Annotated in this window: 17 protein-coding genes and 1 pseudogene; 8 read left to right on the top strand and 10 right to left on the bottom strand. The window is 66.4% G+C overall.

What is annotated here, in order from left to right; all coding sequences use genetic code 11:
* Window positions 1-94 precede the first annotated feature (94 nt).
* The 4 genes from ACFWBU_RS12735 to ACFWBU_RS12720 are packed head-to-tail and all read right to left on the bottom strand — an operon-like array spanning window position 95 to window position 4276.
* Window positions 95-913 carry an ABC transporter ATP-binding protein gene (locus ACFWBU_RS12735; RefSeq protein ID WP_169620029.1) on the bottom strand — a complete coding sequence of 273 codons (819 nt, stop codon included), beginning with the start codon at window positions 911-913 and terminating at the stop codon, window positions 95-97.
* Entirely contained in the window at window positions 910-1926 is a 1017-nt protein-coding gene (locus ACFWBU_RS12730; RefSeq protein ID WP_169620028.1) for an ABC transporter ATP-binding protein, read from the bottom strand. Before ACFWBU_RS12730 ends, ACFWBU_RS12735 begins: the two co-directional genes overlap by 4 nt.
* On the bottom strand, window positions 1919-2908 hold the full coding sequence (locus tag ACFWBU_RS12725; RefSeq protein WP_072698960.1) for a branched-chain amino acid ABC transporter permease: 990 nt from the start codon (window positions 2906-2908) through the stop codon (window positions 1919-1921). Before ACFWBU_RS12725 ends, ACFWBU_RS12730 begins: the two co-directional genes overlap by 8 nt.
* A 3-nt stretch (window positions 2909-2911) precedes the next feature.
* Window positions 2912-4276 (bottom strand): branched-chain amino acid ABC transporter permease, encoded by a 1365-nt coding sequence (locus ACFWBU_RS12720; RefSeq protein WP_378528427.1) that lies wholly within the window; start codon window positions 4274-4276, stop codon window positions 2912-2914.
* Between the two features lie 224 nt (window positions 4277-4500).
* Here ACFWBU_RS12720 and polA point away from each other — a divergent pair, with 224 nt between their 5' ends.
* Entirely contained in the window at window positions 4501-7224 is a 2724-nt protein-coding gene (gene polA / locus ACFWBU_RS12715; protein ID WP_169620025.1) for a DNA polymerase I, read from the top strand.
* A gap of 118 nt (window positions 7225-7342) precedes the next feature.
* Here polA and trxA read toward each other — a convergent pair whose 3' ends face one another.
* From trxA to ACFWBU_RS12700, 3 genes are all read right to left on the bottom strand, one after another.
* Window positions 7343-7714: a thioredoxin gene (gene trxA, locus ACFWBU_RS12710; RefSeq protein ID WP_169652900.1), complete on the bottom strand. Its 372-nt coding sequence runs from the start codon at window positions 7712-7714 to the stop codon at window positions 7343-7345.
* Window positions 7715-7835: 121 nt separating this feature from the next.
* Entirely contained in the window at window positions 7836-8858 is a 1023-nt protein-coding gene (locus ACFWBU_RS12705) for a GlxA family transcriptional regulator (protein ID WP_169652899.1), read from the bottom strand.
* Between the two features lie 232 nt (window positions 8859-9090).
* Window positions 9091-9609 (bottom strand): 2'-5' RNA ligase family protein, encoded by a 519-nt coding sequence (locus ACFWBU_RS12700; protein WP_169652898.1) that lies wholly within the window; start codon window positions 9607-9609, stop codon window positions 9091-9093.
* 19 nt (window positions 9610-9628) lie between these two features.
* Between ACFWBU_RS12700 and ACFWBU_RS12695 the strand changes: the two genes are divergently transcribed.
* The 4 genes from ACFWBU_RS12695 (at window position 9629) to ACFWBU_RS12680 (ending at window position 13549) form a co-directional block, all read left to right on the top strand.
* Window positions 9629-10756, top strand: a complete 1128-nt coding sequence (locus ACFWBU_RS12695; protein ID WP_378528426.1) for an isocitrate/isopropylmalate dehydrogenase family protein — start codon at window positions 9629-9631, stop codon at window positions 10754-10756.
* A gap of 171 nt (window positions 10757-10927) precedes the next feature.
* Window positions 10928-11800 (top strand): ABC transporter substrate-binding protein, encoded by an 873-nt coding sequence (locus tag ACFWBU_RS12690; RefSeq protein ID WP_296549465.1) that lies wholly within the window; start codon window positions 10928-10930, stop codon window positions 11798-11800.
* A 10-nt stretch (window positions 11801-11810) separates the two neighbouring features.
* Window positions 11811-12779, top strand: coding sequence for an amino acid ABC transporter permease (locus tag ACFWBU_RS12685; RefSeq protein WP_169620020.1), 969 nt, complete (start codon window positions 11811-11813; stop codon window positions 12777-12779).
* Window positions 12776-13549 carry an amino acid ABC transporter ATP-binding protein gene (locus tag ACFWBU_RS12680; protein ID WP_169620019.1) on the top strand — a complete coding sequence of 258 codons (774 nt, stop codon included), beginning with the start codon at window positions 12776-12778 and terminating at the stop codon, window positions 13547-13549. The genes ACFWBU_RS12685 and ACFWBU_RS12680 overlap by 4 nt, the downstream gene beginning before the upstream one ends.
* Before the next feature lie 17 nt (window positions 13550-13566).
* Here ACFWBU_RS12680 and ACFWBU_RS12675 read toward each other — a convergent pair whose 3' ends face one another.
* The gene (locus ACFWBU_RS12675; protein ID WP_169620018.1) at window positions 13567-14478 is read right to left on the bottom strand and encodes a class I SAM-dependent methyltransferase; all 912 of its coding nucleotides are present in this window, start codon (window positions 14476-14478) and stop codon (window positions 13567-13569) included.
* Window positions 14479-14710: 232 nt separating this feature from the next.
* Here ACFWBU_RS12675 and rpsA point away from each other — a divergent pair, with 232 nt between their 5' ends.
* Complete coding sequence (rpsA, locus tag ACFWBU_RS12670; protein ID WP_072698949.1) at window positions 14711-16171, top strand: 30S ribosomal protein S1; 1461 nt, start codon at window positions 14711-14713, stop codon at window positions 16169-16171.
* Window positions 16172-16365: 194 nt separating this feature from the next.
* On the opposite strand, the gene ACFWBU_RS12665 is transcribed toward rpsA, so the two are convergent.
* Complete coding sequence (locus ACFWBU_RS12665; RefSeq protein ID WP_296551249.1) at window positions 16366-16578, bottom strand: hypothetical protein; 213 nt, start codon at window positions 16576-16578, stop codon at window positions 16366-16368.
* Window positions 16579-16794: 216 nt separating this feature from the next.
* On the opposite strand from ACFWBU_RS12665, the gene coaE reads away from it, so the two are divergent.
* The gene (gene coaE, locus ACFWBU_RS12660; protein ID WP_378528425.1) at window positions 16795-18012 is read left to right on the top strand and encodes a dephospho-CoA kinase; all 1218 of its coding nucleotides are present in this window, start codon (window positions 16795-16797) and stop codon (window positions 18010-18012) included.
* 61 nt (window positions 18013-18073) lie between these two features.
* Here coaE and ACFWBU_RS12655 read toward each other — a convergent pair.
* Window positions 18074-19210, bottom strand: a pseudogene (locus tag ACFWBU_RS12655) (MFS transporter).
* 478 nt (window positions 19211-19688) lie between these two features.
* Here ACFWBU_RS12655 and ACFWBU_RS12650 point away from each other — a divergent pair.
* The gene (locus tag ACFWBU_RS12650) at window positions 19689-21260 is read left to right on the top strand and encodes an IS1634 family transposase (RefSeq protein ID WP_378528424.1); all 1572 of its coding nucleotides are present in this window, start codon (window positions 19689-19691) and stop codon (window positions 21258-21260) included.
* Window positions 21261-21308: the final 48 nt, after the last annotated feature.

Here is a 21308-nt window from a genome sequence, read left to right as displayed (position 1 = left end):
GTCGCCTCGTCGGCGGCCGCGTTCGGCGGCTGCAGCTTGACCGGTGCCGGGACCGGGATGACCCGCACCTGACCGGTATGTTCGGGCGAGCGCGTCAGGGAGTCTTCTTCTCCTTGCTGCCCGCGAGAGTCCCGAGATACAACTCGATGACCTTGGGGTCGTGCATGAGGTTGGACCCGGTGTCGGTGTAGGCGTTACGGCCCTGATCGAGCACGTACCCGCGGTCACAGATCTGCAGACACCGCCGCGCGTTCTGCTCGACCATGATGATCGACACGCCCGCGGCATTGATCTTCTTGCAGCGGATGAACACCTCGTCCTGGAACATCGGCGACAAGCCCGCCGACGGTTCGTCGAGAAGCAGGACCGACGGATCCATCATCAGTGCGCGGCCCATCGCCACCATCTGCCGCTCACCACCGGACAACGCTCCTGCCTTGACCTTGCGGCGTTCCCCGAGAAGGGGGAACAGGGTCGAGACCCGGTCGAACTGCTCACTGAACTGCTTGGGCCGCAGGTAGATTCCCATCTCGAGATTTTCCTCGATGGTCAGCGACGGAAAGACGTTCTGCGTCTGCGGGACGTACCCCACGCCCTTGCGCACGAGGACGTGCGCGGGCTCCGAGGTGATCGATTCGCCCCGGAGCGTGACTTCGCCCCGCCGCACCGGGATCAGGCCGAAGAGCGCTTTGAGCAGAGTGGATTTACCGGCACCGTTCGGGCCGATGATCCCGACGATCTCACCCTCGCGGAGAAAGAAGTTGCAGCCACGCAGGATGTCGACGCCGGGGAAGTAGCCGGCGACGACGTCGTCCGCGCGCACGAGCGCACCCTCGGCCAACCGCGCGTGTTCGCCGGGAGTCGCGGCCGATTCGGCCGGGGTCATGGACCCGGTGGGTGGGGTGTCGCTCATGACTTCTCCTGGGATCCTGGTAGATCGGTGGGGCGTACCGCGTCGGGGTCGGACAGGTCGGCTCCGGACTCGAGAACCTGGGCCTCCGCCTCGGCGAGCACCTCCGCCAACTCCGCGGTCGCGCCGACGGGATTGCCCTCGTCGTCGAATTCGAGTGCCTGGTCGTGGTGGCTGCCGAGGTAGGCGTCGACGACCGCATTGTTGTTCGCGAGTTCGTCCGGCGGTGCTTCGGCGATCACCGATCCCTGGGCCATCACCACCACCCAATCGGAGATGTCGCGGATGACATCCATGTCGTGCTCGACGAACACCACGGTCATGCCGTCGTCGCACAGCGATTTGATGTGCCCGAGAAGGCTTTGCGTCAGTGCAGGATTCACGCCGGCCATCGGCTCGTCGAGCATCACGATCGTGGGGTCGGTCATCAGTGCGCGTGCCATCTCGAGCAGTTTGCGCTGTCCGCCGGACAATGACCCGGCGAGATCGTCGGCCTTCTGCTCGAGGTTGAACCGGGCGAGCAGCGCGTGGGCGCGTTCGGTGATGGCGCGTTCCTGCGCGTGCCACGTCCAGGGGAGCAGCGCGCCGGCCATCCGCTCACCCGTCTGGTGACGTGCTCCCAGACGGACGTTGTCGAGCACCGTCATCTTCGACAGCGCCTTGGTGAGCTGGAACGTGCGCACGATGCCGTGCCGCGCGACACGGTGCGGAGCCATGCGGCCGAGTGAGTGGCCGTCCATGCTCCACGTTCCGGTATCCGCGTGGTCGAACCCGGTGAGCAGATTGAACAGGGTCGTCTTGCCTGCTCCGTTCGGCCCGATCAGGCCGGTGATGCAGCCGCGCTGGATCTCGAGGTGAGCGACGTCCACGGCTTTGAGCCCACCGAAGGTCCGGGAAACGTCGTCCACGACGAGGATCGGATCAACCTTCGGGCTTCCCGGATCGTGGGGGACATCCGCGAACACGGCGACTCGTTGTTCGCGCGACAGAGGCGTGCGGATGGTGGTGTCAGGCATCGAGTTGTACCTCCCGCTTGCTGCCCAGGATTCCTTGTGGACGGAACACCATCATCACCGCGATGAGGATGCCCAGGAGGACGAATCGCATCGCCCCGACCTGCTGTTCGGTGAGGGAGATCAGCGGATCGGGTCCGGAGATCGCCTGGCGCAGGAATGCGTCCGGGAGCGTGAGGATGAACCAGAACAGCATCGCCCCGAGGACCGGGCCGAACACGGTGGCCGCGCCGCCGAGGATCAACGCGCCGAACGCGAAGAACGTCTGCGCAGTGGAATAGAAGTCCGGGTTGATGGACTTGGTCTGCAGCGCGTTGAAGATGCCGCCGAGGCCGCCGATCATGCCGCCCAATACGAGAGCCTGCATCTTGTAGACGAACACGTTCTTGCCGAGGGCGCGGGCGGCGTCCTCGTCCTCTCGGACCGCTTTGAGGACGCGTCCCCACGGGCTGTGGGACAGCAGGTAGACGACGCCGCACAGGACGAGCACGAGCGTCCAGCCGACCACCATCGCCCACAGGTCGTCGCCGTAGAAGCGCATCCCGAGCAGGTTGTACTGCTTACCGGAATCGAAGGGGCTCCACGCCGTGAACGGACCTGCGAATCCCCACAGTCCGCGGGTCGACCCGGTGACGGAGTCGGAGGCGGTGGACCGGAACACCAACCGCAGGATCTCGGCTGCGGCAATCGTTGCGATCGCCAGATAGTCGGCTCGGAGACGGAGTGTCGGGATACCGAGCAGGAGGGCGAGCAGCGCAGGGAGCGCGAGCCCGACGAGTACACCCACCCACAGCGGCTGGCCGTAGGTGACCGTCATGATGCCCACTCCGTACCCGCCGAGCAGCGCGAAGCCGATCTGGCCGAAGTTGAGCAGGCCCGCGTAACCGAAGTGGAGGTTGAGGCCGATTGCGAGAAGCGCATAGAAGATGGCCGACGGGCCGATCATCTGCGCGAAGGACACTTGGAGAACAGCGAGGAGGTCCATGTGTCACCCGATCCTTGTTCTGCTGCCGAGGATGCCCTGAGGGCGGATGACCAGAATCACGATGAGTACCAGCAGGCCGCCGATGTACTTCAGGTCGGGATTGATCACCAGTGTGGACAACTGCACGAGAAGCCCGACCACGACGCAGCCGAGCAGCGCGCCGTACGCCGTTCCGAGTCCGCCGAGGATGATCCCCGCGAACATCAGCAGGAGCAGCTTGAAGCCCATCTCCCACTGGACGCGTCCTCCGAGCTCGGAGAGACCGAACAACACACCGCCGAGCGCGGCGAGTCCGCCGCCGAGGCCCCACACGAAGCGGATCACCTTCTCGACGTCGATGCCCGACGACGCGGCGAGATCGCGATTGTCGGCGACCGCGCGCATCGCTTTGCCGATCCGGGTGCGCTGGAGCAGCAAGGCCACCCCGACGAGCACCACCAGGCTGATCACGATGCACGCGAGATTGACCGGGGTGATCGCGAGCGGACCCCACTGGAGCTGACGCTGCGCTTGGTAGTCGTTGTAGGGCTGAGCGCGGTCGGAGAAGAAGATGAGGATCAGGTATCGCAACGCGATGGCGAGACCGATCGACACCACGAGCTGTGCGATCAGGCCGGTGCGCCGCCGCCGTAGCGGAGCCCAGACCAGCGCGTTGTTGAGCCAGCCGATGATGACGCCGACGATGATCGCGAGGATCGTCGCAGGTATCAGATGGATGCCGAAACTGACGTTGAAGACCCAGGCCGCGACCGCGCCCAACGTCACCAACTCGCCGTGCGCGAAGTTCGTCAGGCCGGTCGTCCCGAAGATCAGGCTCAGACCGACGCCTGCGATGGCGATGATCAGGCCGAACCGTAAGCCGTCGACAATCGTGCGGATCAGTGTCTCCGCGAACGCCACATTCGACCCGGACCTTGCCTCACCGAACGAGAAGATCACGGTGTTGGGCTGGCCGGCGGCGACATCGCGGGTCACGGTCGACTGCACGGTCACGTCGTCGGGGAGGCTCTCACCGATGACCTCGAAGACGTATGTCCCCGGCGGTACCGCGAGTTCCCAGCGGCCACCGTCGGCGGACTCCGTCTCCCCGACGACCCCACCCGACGCGTCCGACGCGCGGACGGTGACGCCGTCGAGCCGATCTCCCGCGTTGTTGAGTGTGCCGCGGACGGTCACGGCGTCGTCGGCGACCTGCGTATCCCCGGAGGGAGGAGGAGCGACGCTGCCTGTGGGCGACGGCTCCGGAGGGTCTTGAGCGGCGGCGCTTCCGCCACCCGCCACAAGGCCGAACATCACCGCAAGCAGCAATAGCACTAGCTGGAATCCGGACGCCCATCGTCGTCGCCGGAATCTCACCGTAGGGGCCACGCAGGTCCTCCCAAATCGGGTGCAAAGTTGGTCGAGAACGACGCCTGGGGCGGTGTCGTGAGTGGGCACTTTAGCGGCTATGACGGAAATGCACCGACATCCCCGGTTTCCCACGTGTTTCGTTCCCGTATCTCACGAAAACACCTGTGTTTCGGAGCCGGCGACCCCGTGTCACCGCACTTGCGGCTTCGACGGGTGTCGGGACCGGTCCCTAGACTGAGCGCGTGACCCGTGCATCCTCCTCGACTACGCCCACTGCGGACGCCGACGCCCGCCCGACCCTTCTTCTTCTCGACGGACACTCTCTGGCTTTCCGTGCCTTCTATGCGCTGCCGGCAGAGAACTTCAAGACCCACAGCGGGCAGACCACCAACGCGGTGTACGGGTTCACCTCCATGCTCATCAACCTGCTGCGCGACGAGCAGCCCACGCACGTGGCGGCGGCCTTCGACGTCAGCCGCAAGACCTTCCGGGCAGAGCTGTTCGCCGCCTACAAGGCCCAGCGCAGCGCCGCACCCGACGAGTTCAAGGGTCAGATCGAACTCACGAAAGATGTGCTCGGCGCGATGGGCATTCCCGTGATGGCGATCGAGGGGTACGAAGCCGACGACCTCATCGCCACACTCGCGACGCAGGCCAACGCCCTGGGCTACAAGGTGCTGGTGGTGACCGGCGACCGCGACGCGCTCCAACTCGTCAACGACGACATCACCGTGCTGTATCCACGTCGCGGGGTCTCCGACCTGACTCGCTTCACCCCCGAGGCGGTCGAGGAGAAGTACGGCCTGACACCGGCGCAGTATCCCGACTTCGCGGCGTTGCGCGGTGATCCGAGCGACAATCTGCCGGGCATCCCGGGCGTGGGGGAGAAGACCGCCGCGAAGTGGATCAGGGAGTACGGCAGCCTCAGCGGTCTCGTCGACAGGGTCGACGAGGTGCGTGGCAAGACGGGCGACGCGCTCCGCGAGAACCTGTCCAACGTCCTGCTCAACCGGCAGCTCACCGAGATGGTGCGCGACGTGGCGCTGCCCTACTCTCCGGATCAGCTCGCGCTCGCGCCCTGGGATCGCGACCGCATCCACCGCTTGTTCGACGACCTCGAGTTCCGGGTGCTGCGAGATCGCCTCTTCGAGACGCTCGCCTCGTCCGCGCCCGAAGCCGAAGAGGGTTTCGAGGTGCGCGGCGGGATCGTCGAGCCCGGTGCGCTCGGCGACTGGCTCGCCACGCACGCTGTGGCGGGCCACCGCCACGGATTGTCGGTGGTCGGATCCGGAACGCCGTACGGCGGCGAGGCCACTGCTGTGGCGATCGCGGCAGCCGACGGTGAAGGCGCCTACGTCACGACGATCGCTCTCACTCCCGAGGACGACGCCGCGCTCGCCGCGTGGCTCGCCGACCCGGCCGTCGAAAAGGCTTTGCACGAAGCGAAATCGGCGATCCACGCCTTGCGTGGCAGAGGCTGGACACTCGCGGGCCTCACCAGCGACACCGCGCTCGCCGCGTACCTCGTCCGGCCGGGACAGCGCAGCTTCAAGCTCGACGACCTGTCGCTGCGTTACCTCAAGCGGGAACTGCGGGCGGAAAGCAACGGCGACGGTCAGTTGTCCCTGCTCGACGATGCAGACGCCGTCGACGAGGAGGCCGCACAGACTCAGATCCTCGCTGCCCGCGCGGTGGTCGACCTGGCCACGGCGCTCGACGCCGAACTGGCCGACATCGAGTCGGTGGCGTTGCTGTCCGAGATGGAACTGCCGCTGCTCGAAGTGCTGGCAGACATCGAGGCCACCGGCATCGCCGTGGATGCGGACCACCTGCACGACCTTCAGTCCGGTTTCGCCGCCGACGTCGCCGCCGCCGCGAATGCCGCATACGAGGTCATCGGAAAGCAGATCAATCTCGGCTCGCCGAAGCAGTTGCAGGTCGTGCTGTTCGACGAACTGGACATGCCGAAGACGAAGAAGACCAAGACCGGGTACACCACCGACGCGGACGCACTGCAGGGCCTGTTCGACAAGACCGGCCACCCGTTCCTCGAACATCTTCTCGCACACCGTGAGTCGACCAAGATGAAGACGACGGTCGACGGGCTCATCAAATCGGTGGCCGACGACGGCAGGATCCACACCACGTTCAACCAGACGGTCGCGGCAACCGGCCGGCTGTCGTCGACCGAGCCGAACCTGCAGAACATTCCCGTACGAACCGATGCGGGACGGCAGATCCGCGAGGGTTTCGTCGTCGGCAACGGCTTCGACATGCTCCTCACCGCCGACTACAGCCAGATCGAGATGCGCATCATGGCGCACCTCTCGGGCGACGAAGGACTGATCGAAGCCTTCCGCACCGGGGAAGATCTCCACACGTTCGTCGCGTCGCGGGCGTTCGGGGTGCCGCTCGAGGAGGTCACTCCGGAATTGCGACGCCGGGTCAAGGCCATGTCCTACGGTTTGGCCTACGGGCTGAGCGCCTATGGTCTCGCGCAACAGCTCAAGATCTCCGCGGACGAGGCGCGTGCGCAGATGGAGGCGTACTTCACCCGGTTCGGTGGGGTGCGCGACTACCTCCACAATGTGGTCGAGGAGGCCCGCAAGGTCGGTTACACCTCGACGCTGTACGGGCGACGCCGCTACCTGCCGGACCTCAACAGCGACAATCGTCAACGCCGGGAGGTGGCCGAGCGCGCGGCGCTGAATGCCCCGATTCAGGGCACGGCTGCCGACATCATCAAGGTGGCCATGATCGATGTGCAGCGCGCGCTGCGGGCCGCGGACCTGCGGTCCCGGATGCTGCTCCAGGTGCACGACGAACTCGTTCTCGAGGTCGTCGACGAGGAACGCGAGCAGGTCGAGGCGATCGTGCGGGAGAAGATGGACTCCGTGATCGACTTGTCGGTGCCGCTCGATGTCTCGGTCGGCTACGGCCGCAGCTGGGACGCCGCCGCCCACTGACGGGCCGCACCCACCGGATACCGGGCAAAGACGACAACGTCCTCCCTACCCGCGCGGGGTGGGGAGGACGTTGTCGTGACGGGGAGGCACGGCCGCGACGGACCGTGGTCCGGGTCGGTCAGTTCTGGGCGTTCTGCGCTTCCGCGATCTGCTTGCGCACATCTTCCATATCGAGTGCCTTGACCTGGCTCACGAGATCGGAGAGGGCAGCCGGGGGAAGGGCACCGGCCTGGTTGTAGACGAGAATGCCTTCCCGGAAGGCCATGATCGTCGGGATCGACCTGATGTTCGCCGCTGCCGCGATGCCCTGCTCGGCCTCGGTGTCGACCTTGGCGTGCACCACGTCGGGGTGCTCCTCGGACGATGCCTCGAAGGTCGGGGCGAACTGCTTGCACGGGCCGCACCAATCGGCCCAGAAGTCGACGAGCACGATGTCGTTACTGGTGACGACCTCATCGAAGTTCTGCTGCGTGAGAGCTTGGGTTGCCACGGAAATCCTTTCGTCGGCGTATCGACGGTTCCAACATCCGGACGTCTCGTTTTCTTCCCGCCACGCTACGCGAGTGGTTCCGCCCGTGCGGCGTGCTCGGCCCGTCGATCGGGCCCGGTGGTCAGGACACCGGTACCGCTTCGGCTGCTCGGAACGCACGCCGATAAGCCTGGGGCGTGGTCTGCCGAAGCCGCAGGAAATGCTGCCGGAGCACCGCGGCGGTACCGAACCCGACGCGGTCCGCCACCACGTCGACCGGGAGGTCGCTGTGCTCGAGAAGTCGCTGGGCAGCGAGAACGCGCTGGTCGCGCAACCACCGTGCCGGAGTGGTGCCGGTCTCGGCGGCGAAACGCCGCGCGAAGGTCCGCGGCGACATGTGCACCCGCGCGGCGAGCGCCGGAACGGGCAGGTCGAGGCCCAGATTCTCGGTCATCCAGTCGAGGAGCGGGGCCAGAGCCTCGGATTCGCATTCCGGCAGCGGCATCGCGACGTACTGCGCTTGGCCGCCGTCGCGGTGCGGGGGAACGACCATGCGCCGGGCGATGGAGTTGGCGACGTGGGAGCCCTGCACCGTGCGCACGATGTGCAGGCACAGATCGATGCCGGCTGCGGTGCCCGCGCTGGTGAGCACCGAGCCGTCGTCGACGTAGAGGACATTGGGGTCGACCCGCGCCTCGGGGTACATCCGGGCGAGTCGCTCGGCATGTCGCCAGTGGGTCGTGCAGCGCCGGCCGTCGAGAAGCCCCGCCGCACCCAGGAGGAACGCTCCGGTGCACAGGCTCGCAACGCGGGCACCGCGGTCGACTGCCGCGCGGAGACGCTCGAACAGCGGTTCGAGTTCGGATGCGTCGGCACCCTTCCCGCAGAGGAAGGACGGATCGTCGAGGGAGGCCATGTCCGTGCCGCCGGCGGGAAGCACCACCAGATCGGCTTCGTCGATCTTCGTCAGGTCGTAGGGCGCGTCGACCGTGAACCCGAAGCGGGTCCGGGACGGAGTCGGGCTCCCGGCGATCAGCGAGAAATCGTAGGTGGGCAGGCCGTCGTCGGATCGGTCGAATCCGAAGACCTCGCACGCGACACCGAGTTCGAACATCTCGGTCCGGGGCAGGACCGGGACCACCACTGTCTCGAGTTTGTCGGCCATGACGTCAGTCTGCACCCTGGGTGGCAGGAAAGCGAGTAATCATGTCTTTTCTGCCACTGTTGTGGCGGGTGGACGAGGGCGACGCTGGTAACCATGATCTCGCTGCTGATTCTGTTCCTGGCCGTGTTGCTGGTCCTGGACGTGCTCGCGCTCCTCGGGAGGACGCCCGATACCCACTTGGAGACAACGCAATTCGGCGACTACACGTTCTGAGCACCCTCCGGGTACGCGGTCAGACCAGACGCCATTCGCGCTTGGCTGCGCCGTCCCACCGGCGGATCCCGGCACTCGTCCCGCTCAGGTCGTGGCCCCCGATATGTGCCGCGACGAGGGCCGCTCCGATGCGATCGGCAGGAACCCGCCGGGCCAGGGTCACGTGCGGGGTCCACTCGCCGGGCCGGATGTGTGCCGGTATCCCGGGGCACACTTTCAGCAGTTCGTAGATCCGCGCATGCAGATCGAGGAGCGCGGACGACGGTACGACCAGGCGCGCGAGGGTCGCGTGCCGATCGCCGAACACGATGGCACCCCCGAGCCGCACAGGCAGGGGAGTGTCGGTGAGGGTCGCGCGTACGGCGTCCTCGACCTCGGCCGGGATCTCGGCCGAGACGAACAGGGTCACGTGCGGGCGATTGGTCGGGGAGCGGACACGGCCCTGACTGTCGATTCCCCCGTCGAGCATGCGTGTCCACTCGTCACGCACCGCCGCGTCGAGGCGGTCGTCGAGCAGCAGTTCCACCGACTGCACCATGGTGAGCAATGATGACCGGGTGACCGACCAGACCGCAACGCCCCGCGACGCGACACGACCGGCAGCGCTCCCCGGAACAGGTCCACACCGCATCGGCCTTCTCGAAGGCGACGGCATCGGCCACGAGATCGTCCCGGCAACGCGGGAGGTCGTGGATGCGGCGGTCGCCGCGGCCGGAGGAATCGGGGTGGAGTGGGTCCCGCTGCCGATCGGGGCCGAGGCGATCGACACGCACGGCACGCCCTTGCCCGAGGAGACGCTCGACGCGCTCGAGGGCCTCGACGCGTGGATCCTGGGTCCGCACGACAGTGCGTCGTACCCGGAGCCGTACCGGAGACAGCTGACGCCGGGCGGACGCATCCGCAAGCACTTCGACCTCTATGCCAATATCCGGCCCGCCCGCGCACTCGCCGGCGTGCGGGCGGTCTCACCGGCGATGGACCTGGTGGTGGTCCGTGAGAACACGGAGGGCTTCTACGCGGACCGCAACATGGCGGTCGGAAGCGGTGAATTCATGCCGACCCCCGACGTCGCCCTTGCCGTGGGTGTCGTCACACGGGCTGCGTGTGAGCGGATCGCCCGGACCGCGTTCGACCTCGCGTCGAAGCGCCGCGGCCGCGTCACCATCGTCCACAAGGCAAATGTGCTGTCGATGACCACGGGACTGTTCCGGGACGTGTGCCGCGAAGTAGGCCGCGACTATCCGAGCGTGCAGGTCGACGACGCCCACGTCGACGCGATGGCAGCGCTGCTGGTCCGGCACGGCGACCGCTACGACGTCATCGTGACCGAAAACATGTTCGGCGACATCCTCTCCGATCTGACCGCCGAGTTGTCGGGTTCGCTCGGCACCGCGGCGTCGGTCAACGCCTCGGGCACCAGAACGATGGCGCAGGCGTCACACGGTGCCGCGCCCGACATCGCCGGTCTCGGCCGGGTCAATCCCATCGCGCTGATATCTTCTGCGGCAATGCTTCTCGACCGGATCGGCGACACATCCGATCCTTCCTTCGCCGCAGCTGCGCGCAGGATCGACGCTGCCGTGGACGCGACGGTCGGCTCCGGAATCGCCACCGCCGACCTCGGCGGCACGGCGTCGACCGCCGAGTTCACCGATGCCCTGATCGCGCGCGTGCGCGACCTCTGACCCCGGAGCGATCGGCGCGGGATTCGGCCGCACGGGCACCGGAGTGGATACTGTTTCTCTGTGAAAGAAGCAGTGCGCACCCACGGCAGGGGGCACACCGGCGACACACATCCCACCGAAAGCACCGGACATTCCGGACGCAAGGCGAGCGGAACGCGCCGCGGTCGACGCATCGCGGCAGCGTGTGTATCCCTGTTCGCGGTGCTGTGTGTCACGACGGGGTGTGTCGTCAACTCGGAATCGACCGTGCCCGCGGGCGACCGCGTCCGCGCCGAACGCGTCGACAGCATCGCGTCCCAGCTTCCCGACTGGGCCTCCGACCCCGACCTCCAGATCGGCGTCAACGTGCCCTACGCCCCGAACGAGTTCCGGGACGACGACGGCACGATCGTCGGCTTCGGTGTCGAACTCGTGCAGGCGCTCGGCGACGTGCTGGGCGTGCAGACAGTCTTCAACGAGGCCGACTTCGACCGGATCATCCCGGCGGTGCAGGCCCGCACCTTCGATCTGGGTTCCTCGTCGTTCACCGACACGCTGGAACGCGAGGAAACGGTCGACTTCGTGACCTACTACAACGCCGGGGTGCAGTGGGCACAACGGACCGGCGAGCACGTCGATCCCGACAACGCCTGCGGGATGCGTGTCGCGGTGCAGACCAACACGGTCGAGGACATCGAAGAAATCCCCGCGAAGAACGAGGCGTGTGTCGCCGCAGGGCTCCCGCCGATCGACAAGGTCAAGTACGACAGCCAGGACGAAGCGGCGAACGCGCTCATCCTCGGACGCGTCGACGCCCTGTCCGCCGACTCACCGGTCACCGCGTACGTCATCGCCCGCAGCGAGGACCGACTCGAGGCGGCGGGACCGCTGTTCGACGCGGCGCCGTACGGCTTCGTCGTCGCGAAGGGATCACCGCTGGGCCCCGTACTGCAACAGGCCGTCCAGTACCTCATCGACACCGGTGTCTACGCCGAGATCCTCGAGCGCTGGAACATGTCGGTCGGGGCGATCACCACGTCGCAGATCAATGCGGCAACGAGCTGAGAGGGAACCGATGAGCGAGCACACGCATCCGAGCGGTGCGCCTGCGACCGAACCGGAACCGATCCAGGCGGTTCCTCTCCGGCACCCCGGACGCTGGATCTCCGGGGCACTGGTGCTGATCGGGCTGGGCCTGTTCCTGTGGGGCGCGGCCACCAACGAGGCCTACCGCTGGGATGTGTACGGCCAGTACCTCTTCGACAGCCGCATCACCGCAGCCGCGTGGAAGACGGTGCAGTTGACGGCACTCGCGATGCTGATCGCGGTGCTGCTCGGTGTCCTCCTCGCCGTGATGCGACTGTCGCCGAACCCGGTGCTCAAGTCGGTGTCGTGGCTGTATCTCTGGGTCTTCCGTGGCACCCCGGTCTACGTGCAACTCGTCCTGTGGGGCCTGTTTCCCTCGATCTACAAGCAGATCGATCTCGGCATCCCGTTCGTGCACCAGTTCGTCCACATCGACGTCCAAGGGCTCAACGCCGCATTCCTGTTCGCCGTCGTCGGTCTCGCCCTCAACGAAGCCGCCTATATGGCGGAGATCGTGCGCGCTGGCATCGGATCGGTTCCGGAAGGGCAGGTCGAGGCGTCGACTGCGCTCGGGATGTCCTGGTCCCAGACCATCCGGCGCACCGTGCTGCCCCAGGCCATGCGGGTGATCATCCCGCCGACGGGCAACGAACTGATCAGCATGCTCAAGACCACCTCGCTCGTGGCGGCGGTGCCCTACAGCCTCGAGTTGTACGGCCGAGCGCGAGACATCTCGGGCGCGAACTTCCAGCCCATCCCGCTGCTGCTCGTCGCCGCGACCTGGTATCTCGCCATCACCAGCGTGCTGATGGTGGGCCAATACTTCATCGAACGGCACTACTCGAAGGGGCTGAGCCGCCAGTTGACGAACCGCCAGTTGCAGGCCCTCGCCGACGCACAGGACACGCCGGCCGCCGCGCCGAAGACCCCGAAGCACCCCGGAGGTGGGCTCGCATGACCTCGACCGAAACGCCGATGGTTCGCGCGGACCGCGTGTGCAAGAACTTCGGGGCCGTCAAGGTGCTCAAAGGCATCTCTCTCGAGGTGGGACGCGGTCAGGTCGCATGCATGATCGGCCCGTCCGGGTCCGGCAAGTCCACCTTCCTGCGGTGCATCAACCACCTCGAACGCGTCGACGCCGGGCGCCTCTATGTCGACGGTGACCTCGTCGGTTACGCCGAACGCGGTTCCAAGCTCCACGAGCTTTCGCCCAAGGTCGCCGCCCGGCAGCGCCGCGAGATCGGCATGGTCTTCCAGCACTTCAATCTGTTCCCGCACCGCACGGCGCTCGAGAACATCATCGAGGCTCCGATGCTGGTGAAGAAGGTCAAGCGCGCGGAGGCGGTGGAGCGTGCGCGTGAACTCCTTGCCCGCGTGGGCCTGTCCGACAAGGCCGACGCGTACCCGGCGCAGTTGTCGGGTGGCCAGCAGCAGCGCGTCGCCATTGCCCGTGCCCTCGCGATGGACCCCAAGCTCATGCTCTTCGACGAGCCCACCTCGGCGCTCGATCCGGAACTGGTGGGTGAGGTCCTCGCCGTGATGCGGGATCTCGCTGCCGGCGGAATGACGATGGTCGTGGTCACCCACGAGATGGGTTTCGCGCGCGAGGTCGCCGACGAACTCGTGTTCATGGACGGCGGTGTCGTCGTCGAAGCCGGCAATCCGCGTGAGGTGCTGTCGAACCCGCAGCACGAGCGCACCCGCGGGTTCCTGTCACGCCTGCTGTAGCTGGGCCGGCGCCCGGGTCAGTGCCGTTTGCGGCTGCAGAAGATCGCGGTGCCCGGGAAGTACTCGCCGCGCAGAGGGCTCCACTGTCCCCACTCGCGGTCGAGATGCTCGGGCCACTCGGGTTCGATGATGTCGTAGACCTCGAGTCCTGCGCCGACGAGTTCGCGCACCCGGTCGCCGATGGTGCGGTGGTGTTCGACGTAGGTGGCGGTGCCGGCGTCGTCGAGTTCTACATAGGGCGTGCGATCGAAGTAGGGGAACATCGCGACCAGTCCCTTTTCGGTCGGGTCGTCCGGGAAGATCCACCGCATCGGGTGATTGACGGAGAACACCCAGCGGCCTCCGGGTCGCAGCACCCTCGCGACCTCCCGCATGACCTGCGCCGAATCCGCGACGAAGGGCACGGCCCCGAAGGCCGAACACACCACGTCGAAGCTCCCGTCCGCGAACGGGAGATTCTCGGCGCCGGCCTGCACGAGCGGAACGCGACGCTCCCGGGGTGTGTCCGTGGCGTCCATCGCGGCCAGGCCGCGCTCGAGCATCGCCATCGAGATGTCAAGTCCGACGGGGTGTGCGCCGTGCTCGGCCAGCCACCGCGCGCACGGAGCGGACCCGCAACCGATCTCGAGCACATCCCGCCCCGCGATGTCGCCGAGCAGATGGACGTCGCCCTCGTGGAGTCCTTCGGGGCACCAGACGAACTCACCGGCGGCCGAGTCGACGCCGAGGAACTCGCCGTGCGTGCGGTGGTAGTCCTCGGCGTCGGCGTCCCACCACGCCCTGCTTGCGCGCTCGCTGTCGCGGGAGCCGAGCCGGAGGCGCCCGACCTTGGCGGTGCCGAGGAGCGCGTTCGCGGATGCGTGCCGTTCCTCGGGTGACAGCTGGGACTGGTGAGGTGCTGTGCCGGAGGAGTTTTCGGGGCTGGGCATGGATCCGAGCGTAAAGGTCTCGCGGGGGCGGGCACGCGGGTGGGGCGTCCTGGTTTGCCCAGCTCCCCTGCGGACGCGTAGCCTGGTGGTCGCGAGTGTCCGCTGCTCGGCTTCATCGGTCGGACGGGGACGCTCGCCGTGATTCGATCACCGCTTCATCGCAGTGCCCGATTCGCATGCCCGACCGAAGTTCCATCAACCGACTATCAACCCGTCCGGAGCAACTCAACACATGGCCTCCACCACCGTCACCTCGCCGCAGGTAGCCGTAAACGACATCGGCTCCGCCGAGGATTTCCTCGCCGCCATCGACGCCACGATCAAGTACTTCAACGATGGCGACATCGTCGAAGGCACGATCGTCAAGGTCGACCGCGACGAGGTGCTGCTCGACATCGGTTACAAGACCGAAGGCGTCATCCCCTCCCGTGAGCTCTCCATCAAGCACGACGTCGACCCCAACGAGGTCGTGTCCGTGGGCGATGAGGTCGAGGCTCTGGTCCTCACCAAGGAGGACAAGGAAGGCCGTCTGATCCTGTCCAAGAAGCGTGCGCAGTACGAGCGCGCCTGGGGCACGATCGAGGAGCTCAAGGAGAAGGACGAGGCCGTCAAGGGCACCGTCATCGAGGTCGTCAAGGGCGGCCTGATCCTCGACATCGGCCTGCGTGGCTTCCTGCCCGCGTCGCTCGTCGAGATGCGTCGCGTCCGCGACCTCCAGCCGTACGTCGGCAAGGAGATCGAGGCCAAGATCATCGAGCTCGACAAGAACCGCAACAACGTGGTCCTGTCGCGCCGCGCATGGCTCGAGCAGACCCAGTCCGAGGTCCGCAGCGAGTTCCTGCACCAGCTCCAGAAGGGCCAGGTCCGCAAGGGCGTCGTGTCCTCCATCGTCAACTTCGGCGCCTTCGTCGATCTCGGCGGTGTCGACGGCCTCGTGCACGTCTCCGAGCTGTCCTGGAAGCACATCGATCACCCGTCCGAGGTTGTCGAGGTCGGCACCGAGGTCACCGTCGAGGTTCTCGACGTGGACCTGGACCGCGAGCGCGTGTCCCTCTCGCTCAAGGCGACGCAGGAAGATCCGTGGCGTCAGTTCGCCCGGACCCACGCGATCGGCCAGATCGTCCCGGGCAAGGTCACGAAGCTGGTTCCGTTCGGTGCGTTCGTGCGCGTCGAAGAGGGAATCGAAGGCCTCGTGCACATCTCCGAGCTGGCCGAGCGCCACGTGGAGGTCCCGGACCAGGTTGTCGCAGTCGGCGACGACGCGATGGTCAAGGTCATCGACATCGACCTCGAGCGTCGTCGTATCTCGCTGTCGCTGAAGCAGGCGAACGAGGACTACACGGCCGAGTTCGACCCGTCGAAGTACGGCATGGCCGACAGCTACGACGAGCAGGGCAACTACATCTTCCCCGAGGGCTTCGATCCCGAGACCAACGAATGGCTCGAGGGTTACGAGAAGCAGCGTGAGGAGTGGGAGTCCCGCTACGCGGAGGCCGAGCGTCGTCACAAGATGCACACCGCTCAGATCGAGAAGATGGCCGCCGACGAGGCTGCCGAGGCTGCTGCCGGCGTGTCCAGCAGCAACTACTCGTCCGAGACGGATGCCGAAGAGCCCGCCGAGCAGACCGGTGGCTCGCTGGCCAGCGATGCTCAGCTCGCTGCACTGCGCGAGAAGCTGTCCGGCAACGCCTGACAGATCTGATCGACTCTGATCGACGGAAGACCCCGCACCGATTCGGTGCGGGGTCTTCCGCTTTTCTGCGTTCGGTGCCGGTTGCGTCGGTGCGTCATGCGGCGCTCCCGGGCTCGGACGACGACGGCGACCACCTCCTGTCGGGAGGGGTCGCCGTTGTGGTGTGTGACCGTAGCGGTCCGGCCCGTGCGGGATCAGCCCACGGCGGGGGTGGCCCACTGCGCGGGAAGTGCGGCCGCGCGCTTACGCATCGCGGCGTGACTGTGCCGCGCATTGCTCAGCAGCGTGGTGAACCAGTTGCGCCGATGCTCGGCGAGCGCGGCGGCCACCTCGGGAATGAGGACGCAGTGAACACCGTGTTCCATACCGAGGCGATGTCGACCGGAAGGTGAGGGGGAGGAACTCATAGCCTGCCTTCTCGATGAACGGGATAACCGGAGTCGGACGCTTCGCCAAGACGATATCGGACGCGAAGAGCCCTGCCGGTCATTTACCGCAGGTGAAAGGCCGTGTTTCCCCAGGAAGGCCGCGGTCGCGACCAGCTTGTGACCGTGCCGTGACTGTGCCGTGACAGCGGCGGGTCGACTCACGGTGCCCGGCTGTGTGGTGCGACACTGGTCGGCGTGCTGCGAATGGGGTTAACCGGAGGTATCGGCGCGGGTAAGTCCACTGTCGCCAAGGAACTCGTGAATCTCGGGGCGGTGCTCGTCGACGCCGACGCGATCGCGCGCGAGATCGTCGAGCCGGGCTCGGAAGGTCTCGCCGAACTCGTCGACGCGTTCGGAGAGGACATTCTCCGGCCGGACGGCTCGCTGGACCGTCCCGCGCTCGCGGCCAAAGCGTTCGCCACCGACGACGCACGCGCCGTCCTCAACGCCATCACCCACCCGCGCGTCGGCGCACGCACCGCCGAACTCGTTGCTGCGGCACCGGAGGATGCAGTCGTCGTACAGGACATCCCGTTGCTCGTCGAAGGTGGAATGGCCCCGATCTTCCATCTGGTGGTCGTCGTGCACGCGGGGGAGGACGAGCGACTCCGCCGGCTGGTAGAGCTCCGGGGAATGCCCGAGTCCGACGCTCGTGCCCGGATCGCGGCGCAGGCGACGGAAGAGCAGCGGCGCGTGGTGGCCGATGTCTGGCTCGACAACACCGGCGAGCCGGACGATGTCGTGAGCCGGGTACGGGGGCTGTGGGCAGACCGTCTGGTGCCGTTCGAACGCAACGTGCGCACCCGCACCGCGGTGACAGCGGCGCCGGTACTCGTTCCGGCACGCCCCGAATGGGATCGGTCAGCGCAACGACTGATCGCCCGGCTCGCCGTGGCCTGTGGCGGCAGCGCGCTGCGCATCGACCACGTGGGATCGACCGCAGTGCCAGGGCTCGACGCAGTCGACGCGCTCGATCTGCAGGTCACGGTGCCGGACCTCGCTGCCGCCGACGCGCTCGCCGAGCCGCTGGCCGTCGCAGGTTTCCCTCGTATCGAGCAGGTCGATCACGACCAGCCGAAGCCCTCGTACGGCGCGGGCGGTGAGACGGACCCTGCGTTGTGGGCGATGCGGTTGCACGGAAGCGCCGATCCTGGGCAGCCCGCGCGGGTCGCGGTGCGCGTCGACGGCTGGCCCGGGCAGCAGTTCGCGCTGCTGCTACGCGATTGGCTGCGTGCCGACGCGGAAGCGGCCGCGGAATACGCCGACGTCAAACGTGCCGCAGCAGACGCGGCGTCGGCATTCGGTGATCCGTTGGAGTCGGCCGTGGCGTACAGCGAGGCGAAGTCGCCCTGGTTCGACCGCGCTTACCACCGCGCGTGGGCATGGGCGCAGGACACCGGCTGGAGCGCATAGCCGGACGCCCTTCTCCGGTGTCGGCTTTCCTTTGCAGTGGGTAGACCCTGCACAACAGGGCCTACCCACCGGGTCCGTCGTGGGCTCTACTCCATTTTGCTGGTTCCAGGTTCTTTCCGCTCGTTTCCGACGCGGTCCACGCTGCGAGGATGGTGATTCCGGCGGTCGCCGCGAGTAGGAGGCTCAGCGGCACACTCGAGCCGTCGAAGGCAACCAGCAGGCTCGCAGCGATCATCGGGGTAAAGCCCGCGCCGATCAGGCTGGCGAACTGGTAACCGAACGACACCCCGGTATATCGCACGTTCGTTCCGAACATCTCAGAGAGCATCGGCGCGGGGGGGGGGCGCGTACATCGCGGACTGCACCACCTGCCCGAGCATCAGCGCGACGGTCAGCACCGCAACCGAACCGGCGTCGATCATCGAATACAAGGGAACGCATACAGCACGGCCACAGCCGCGCCGGTGAGGCTCACCGTCCGCCGGCCGATGCGGTCGGACAGGGCCGAGAACAGCGGGATCGTGATGATCGAGGTTGCTGCCATCGCCACCAGAATCCGCATGACAGTGGAAGACTCGTACCCGATCGAGGTGGTGTACGAGATGATGTGCGAGGTGATGAGCGCGGTCAACGCGAAAGGTCCGATGCCCACTGCGCAGGCAAGGACGAGTGGACGAGGCTGGCGAAGCAGTTGCAGCACCGGCGGTGTCGCGCTCGCCGTGCCTTCGCCGCGGCCTCTTCGAAGACCCGACTTTCGACGACGCTCAAGCGGACGTACAGGACGATCGCCAGGAGTGCCGCGCTGGCAATGAACGGAATGCGCCAGCCCCACGACTCGAACGATTCGTCCGGAAGCAGAGTGACGAGCATGACCGCCAGGGTGGACAGCAGAAATCCGATGGGGGAGCCGAGTTGCATGAGGCCGGTCCAGAAGCCCCGTCGACGGGCGCCGGAGTGCTCCGCGACCATCAACGCCGCGCCGCATCGACTTGCGGCCTAGCCGATCGCTGCAATGCCCGAATACCAAACCCCCCCAAGGGCCGTGCGACGTAGCCGACCGCCAGCGTCCCGAACGCGGCGATCGTCGATTCTGCCGGGCTCGACGAGGGAAAAACAGCTTCCCGAAGACCAACGCGGCCATGGTGCTGTACAGCAGGAAGTCGTAGTACTCGATGGTGGTGCCCAACAGGCTCGACAGCGTGACTTTCCGCCACTGCGAGTTGTTACCGGACGGGTGAGGCGCGGCCGCGGTCGGTCCTCGACCGAAGTCGGCACGATGTGATCCATTATCAACAGTCCGCCCACTGGGCGGGATGTTCGCCTCTGCGGGCGGGCTGATCTATCGAGCGGTGAGTGTGCGATCTGTTGTTTCGACCGTGAGGCGTAGGGCGTCGTCGGAAGCGCTGCCCGCAGTGCATGGATGGTTGGGTTGGCCTGGCACTGCATCGCCACACCGCATACATCTCCCGATTAGGGGGTCGGTGCAATGTACGCGAGACGAACTCGTAGCGAGCCGGTGCCGGGCCAGGCGCGGATCAGCGCAAGGAGGTACTCGACCGCCACCAACCTGAGTTGCACCACGTTGGCCGATTTTCGGGACAGATCCGGTGTTTGTGCTGGTGACAGCAGTGTTGGTTTGCGAGTTGGCACACTAACGGGTCGGTAGACTCCGGCCCGTGGCCGCCTACATCCGCAAAGTCCGCACCGCTTCGGGAGCAACCGCGGTGCAGATCGCAGCCAAGCAAGGCCGCCGAGACAAAGTGCTCGAGCACCTCGGTTCCGCCCACACCGACAGTGAACTCGCCGCCCTTCTCGCGACAGCCCGCGAGAAACTGCTCGCCGGCCAGCAAGAACTCGACCTCGACCTCGGCGCGGGTACCGGTGGAGCATCGATGATGACCGGTAAGCGATCCCGCTGGTTGATCGAGGTCATCGACACCGCATGGCGGCGCCTCGGGTTCGGCGTGGTCGACAACGAGGCGTTCTTTCAGCTGGTGGCAGCTCGTATCGTCGAGCCGACCTCGGTCGCGGATGCGGGCAGAGTTCTGCGCGAGATCGGCATCGCCTCAGCACACCGCAACACCTTCGTGCGGACCCTGCGGCGGTGCACCGCCCACAGTTACCGCGACGACATCGCGCAGCGCTGCTTCGAACATGCCGCCGCCGCAGGTGATCTGAATCTGTTGCTCTACGACGTGACCACGTTGTACTTCGAAGCCGAGAAGGAAGACGACCTGCGCAAGGTCGGGTACTCGAAAGAACGTCGGGTCGATCCGCAGATCGTCGTCGGGTTGCTCGTCGACCGCACCGGATTCCCCTTGGAGATCGGGTGTTTCGAAGGAAACCACGCCGAGACCCGCACCATCGTGCCGATCGTGCGCCAGTTCCAGGCCCGCCACAACCTCGAGGGTGTGGAGATGGTCATCGCCGCCGATGCCGGCATGCTGTCGTCGACGAACCTCAAGGACCTCGACGCTGCTGGGCTGAAGTTCATCGTCGGGTCGCGCGTGATGAAAGCACCGTCGGACCTGGCCAGTCAGTTCCACTGGAACGGTGACGTGTTCACCGATGGGCAGGTCATTGACACGGTCACCCCGCGACACGCGAAGAGCGTGGTCAACGACCTCACGCGTCGCGCCGAGCCCGTCTGGGACCCCTCCGAGAAGTCGGCGTGGCGGGCGATCTGGGCGTACTCGAAAAAGCGCGCCGTGCGCGACAACCAGACGTTGAACGCTCAGGAGGCTCGGGCCCAGGCCGTCATCGACGGCACCCACGCTGCCCGCTCTCCGCGGTTCGTCAAGACCACTGCACAAGGCAAGACTCTCGATACGGCAGGCATTGCCAGGGCGCGTTCTCTCGTCGGACTCAAAGGCTACGTCACCAATCTTCCTGTGTCACCAATGACTCCACATGAGGTGATGGAGAAGTACCACGATCTATGGCAGGTCGAGCAGTCGTTTCGGATGTCGAAGACCGACCTGCGAGCCCGACCCATCTTCAGCCACACTCGGGATTCGATCGAGGCGCACCTGACCATCGTGTTCGCTGCGTTGGCGATCTCGCGCTATCTGCAGGATGCGACGGGAATGTCGATCCGGAAAATCGTGCGCACGCTGCGTCCGTTGCAGGAGGTCACCGTCACGATCGCCGGTCACGAGCACGCCGCCCTCGATCCGCTCACCGACGACGCCGTGAGCATCCTCGATTCCCTCGAAATCCCGAATCCCCGGTCAGGGTTGGCACACTAAACTGGTGCAACTCAGGGGTGCCGGGCCAGGCGCGGATCAGCGCAAGGA

Source organism: Rhodococcus sp. NPDC060084, assembly GCF_042730335.1.
In the GTDB taxonomy this organism is placed as follows: domain Bacteria; phylum Actinomycetota; class Actinomycetes; order Mycobacteriales; family Mycobacteriaceae; genus Rhodococcus.
Note: the sequence above shows the minus strand (reverse complement) of the source record. Positions and strands in the feature narration are given on the sequence as shown.

Coding starts and splice junctions, on each gene's coding strand:
- rpsA (WP_072698949.1), top strand. CDS start 14,711: ATGGCCTCCACCACCGTCACCTCGCCGCAGGTAGCCGTAAACGACATC.
- ACFWBU_RS12705 (WP_169652899.1), bottom strand. CDS start 8,858: ATGGCCGACAAACTCGAGACAGTGGTGGTCCCGGTCCTGCCCCGGACC.
- ACFWBU_RS12685 (WP_169620020.1), top strand. CDS start 11,811: ATGAGCGAGCACACGCATCCGAGCGGTGCGCCTGCGACCGAACCGGAA.
- ACFWBU_RS12725 (WP_072698960.1), bottom strand. CDS start 2,908: ATGGACCTCCTCGCTGTTCTCCAAGTGTCCTTCGCGCAGATGATCGGC.
- ACFWBU_RS12700 (WP_169652898.1), bottom strand. CDS start 9,609: ATGGTGCAGTCGGTGGAACTGCTGCTCGACGACCGCCTCGACGCGGCG.
- ACFWBU_RS12730 (WP_169620028.1), bottom strand. CDS start 1,926: ATGCCTGACACCACCATCCGCACGCCTCTGTCGCGCGAACAACGAGTC.
- ACFWBU_RS12680 (WP_169620019.1), top strand. CDS start 12,776: ATGACCTCGACCGAAACGCCGATGGTTCGCGCGGACCGCGTGTGCAAG.
- ACFWBU_RS12735 (WP_169620029.1), bottom strand. CDS start 913: ATGAGCGACACCCCACCCACCGGGTCCATGACCCCGGCCGAATCGGCC.
- ACFWBU_RS12675 (WP_169620018.1), bottom strand. CDS start 14,478: ATGCCCAGCCCCGAAAACTCCTCCGGCACAGCACCTCACCAGTCCCAG.
- ACFWBU_RS12665 (WP_296551249.1), bottom strand. CDS start 16,578: ATGAGTTCCTCCCCCTCACCTTCCGGTCGACATCGCCTCGGTATGGAA.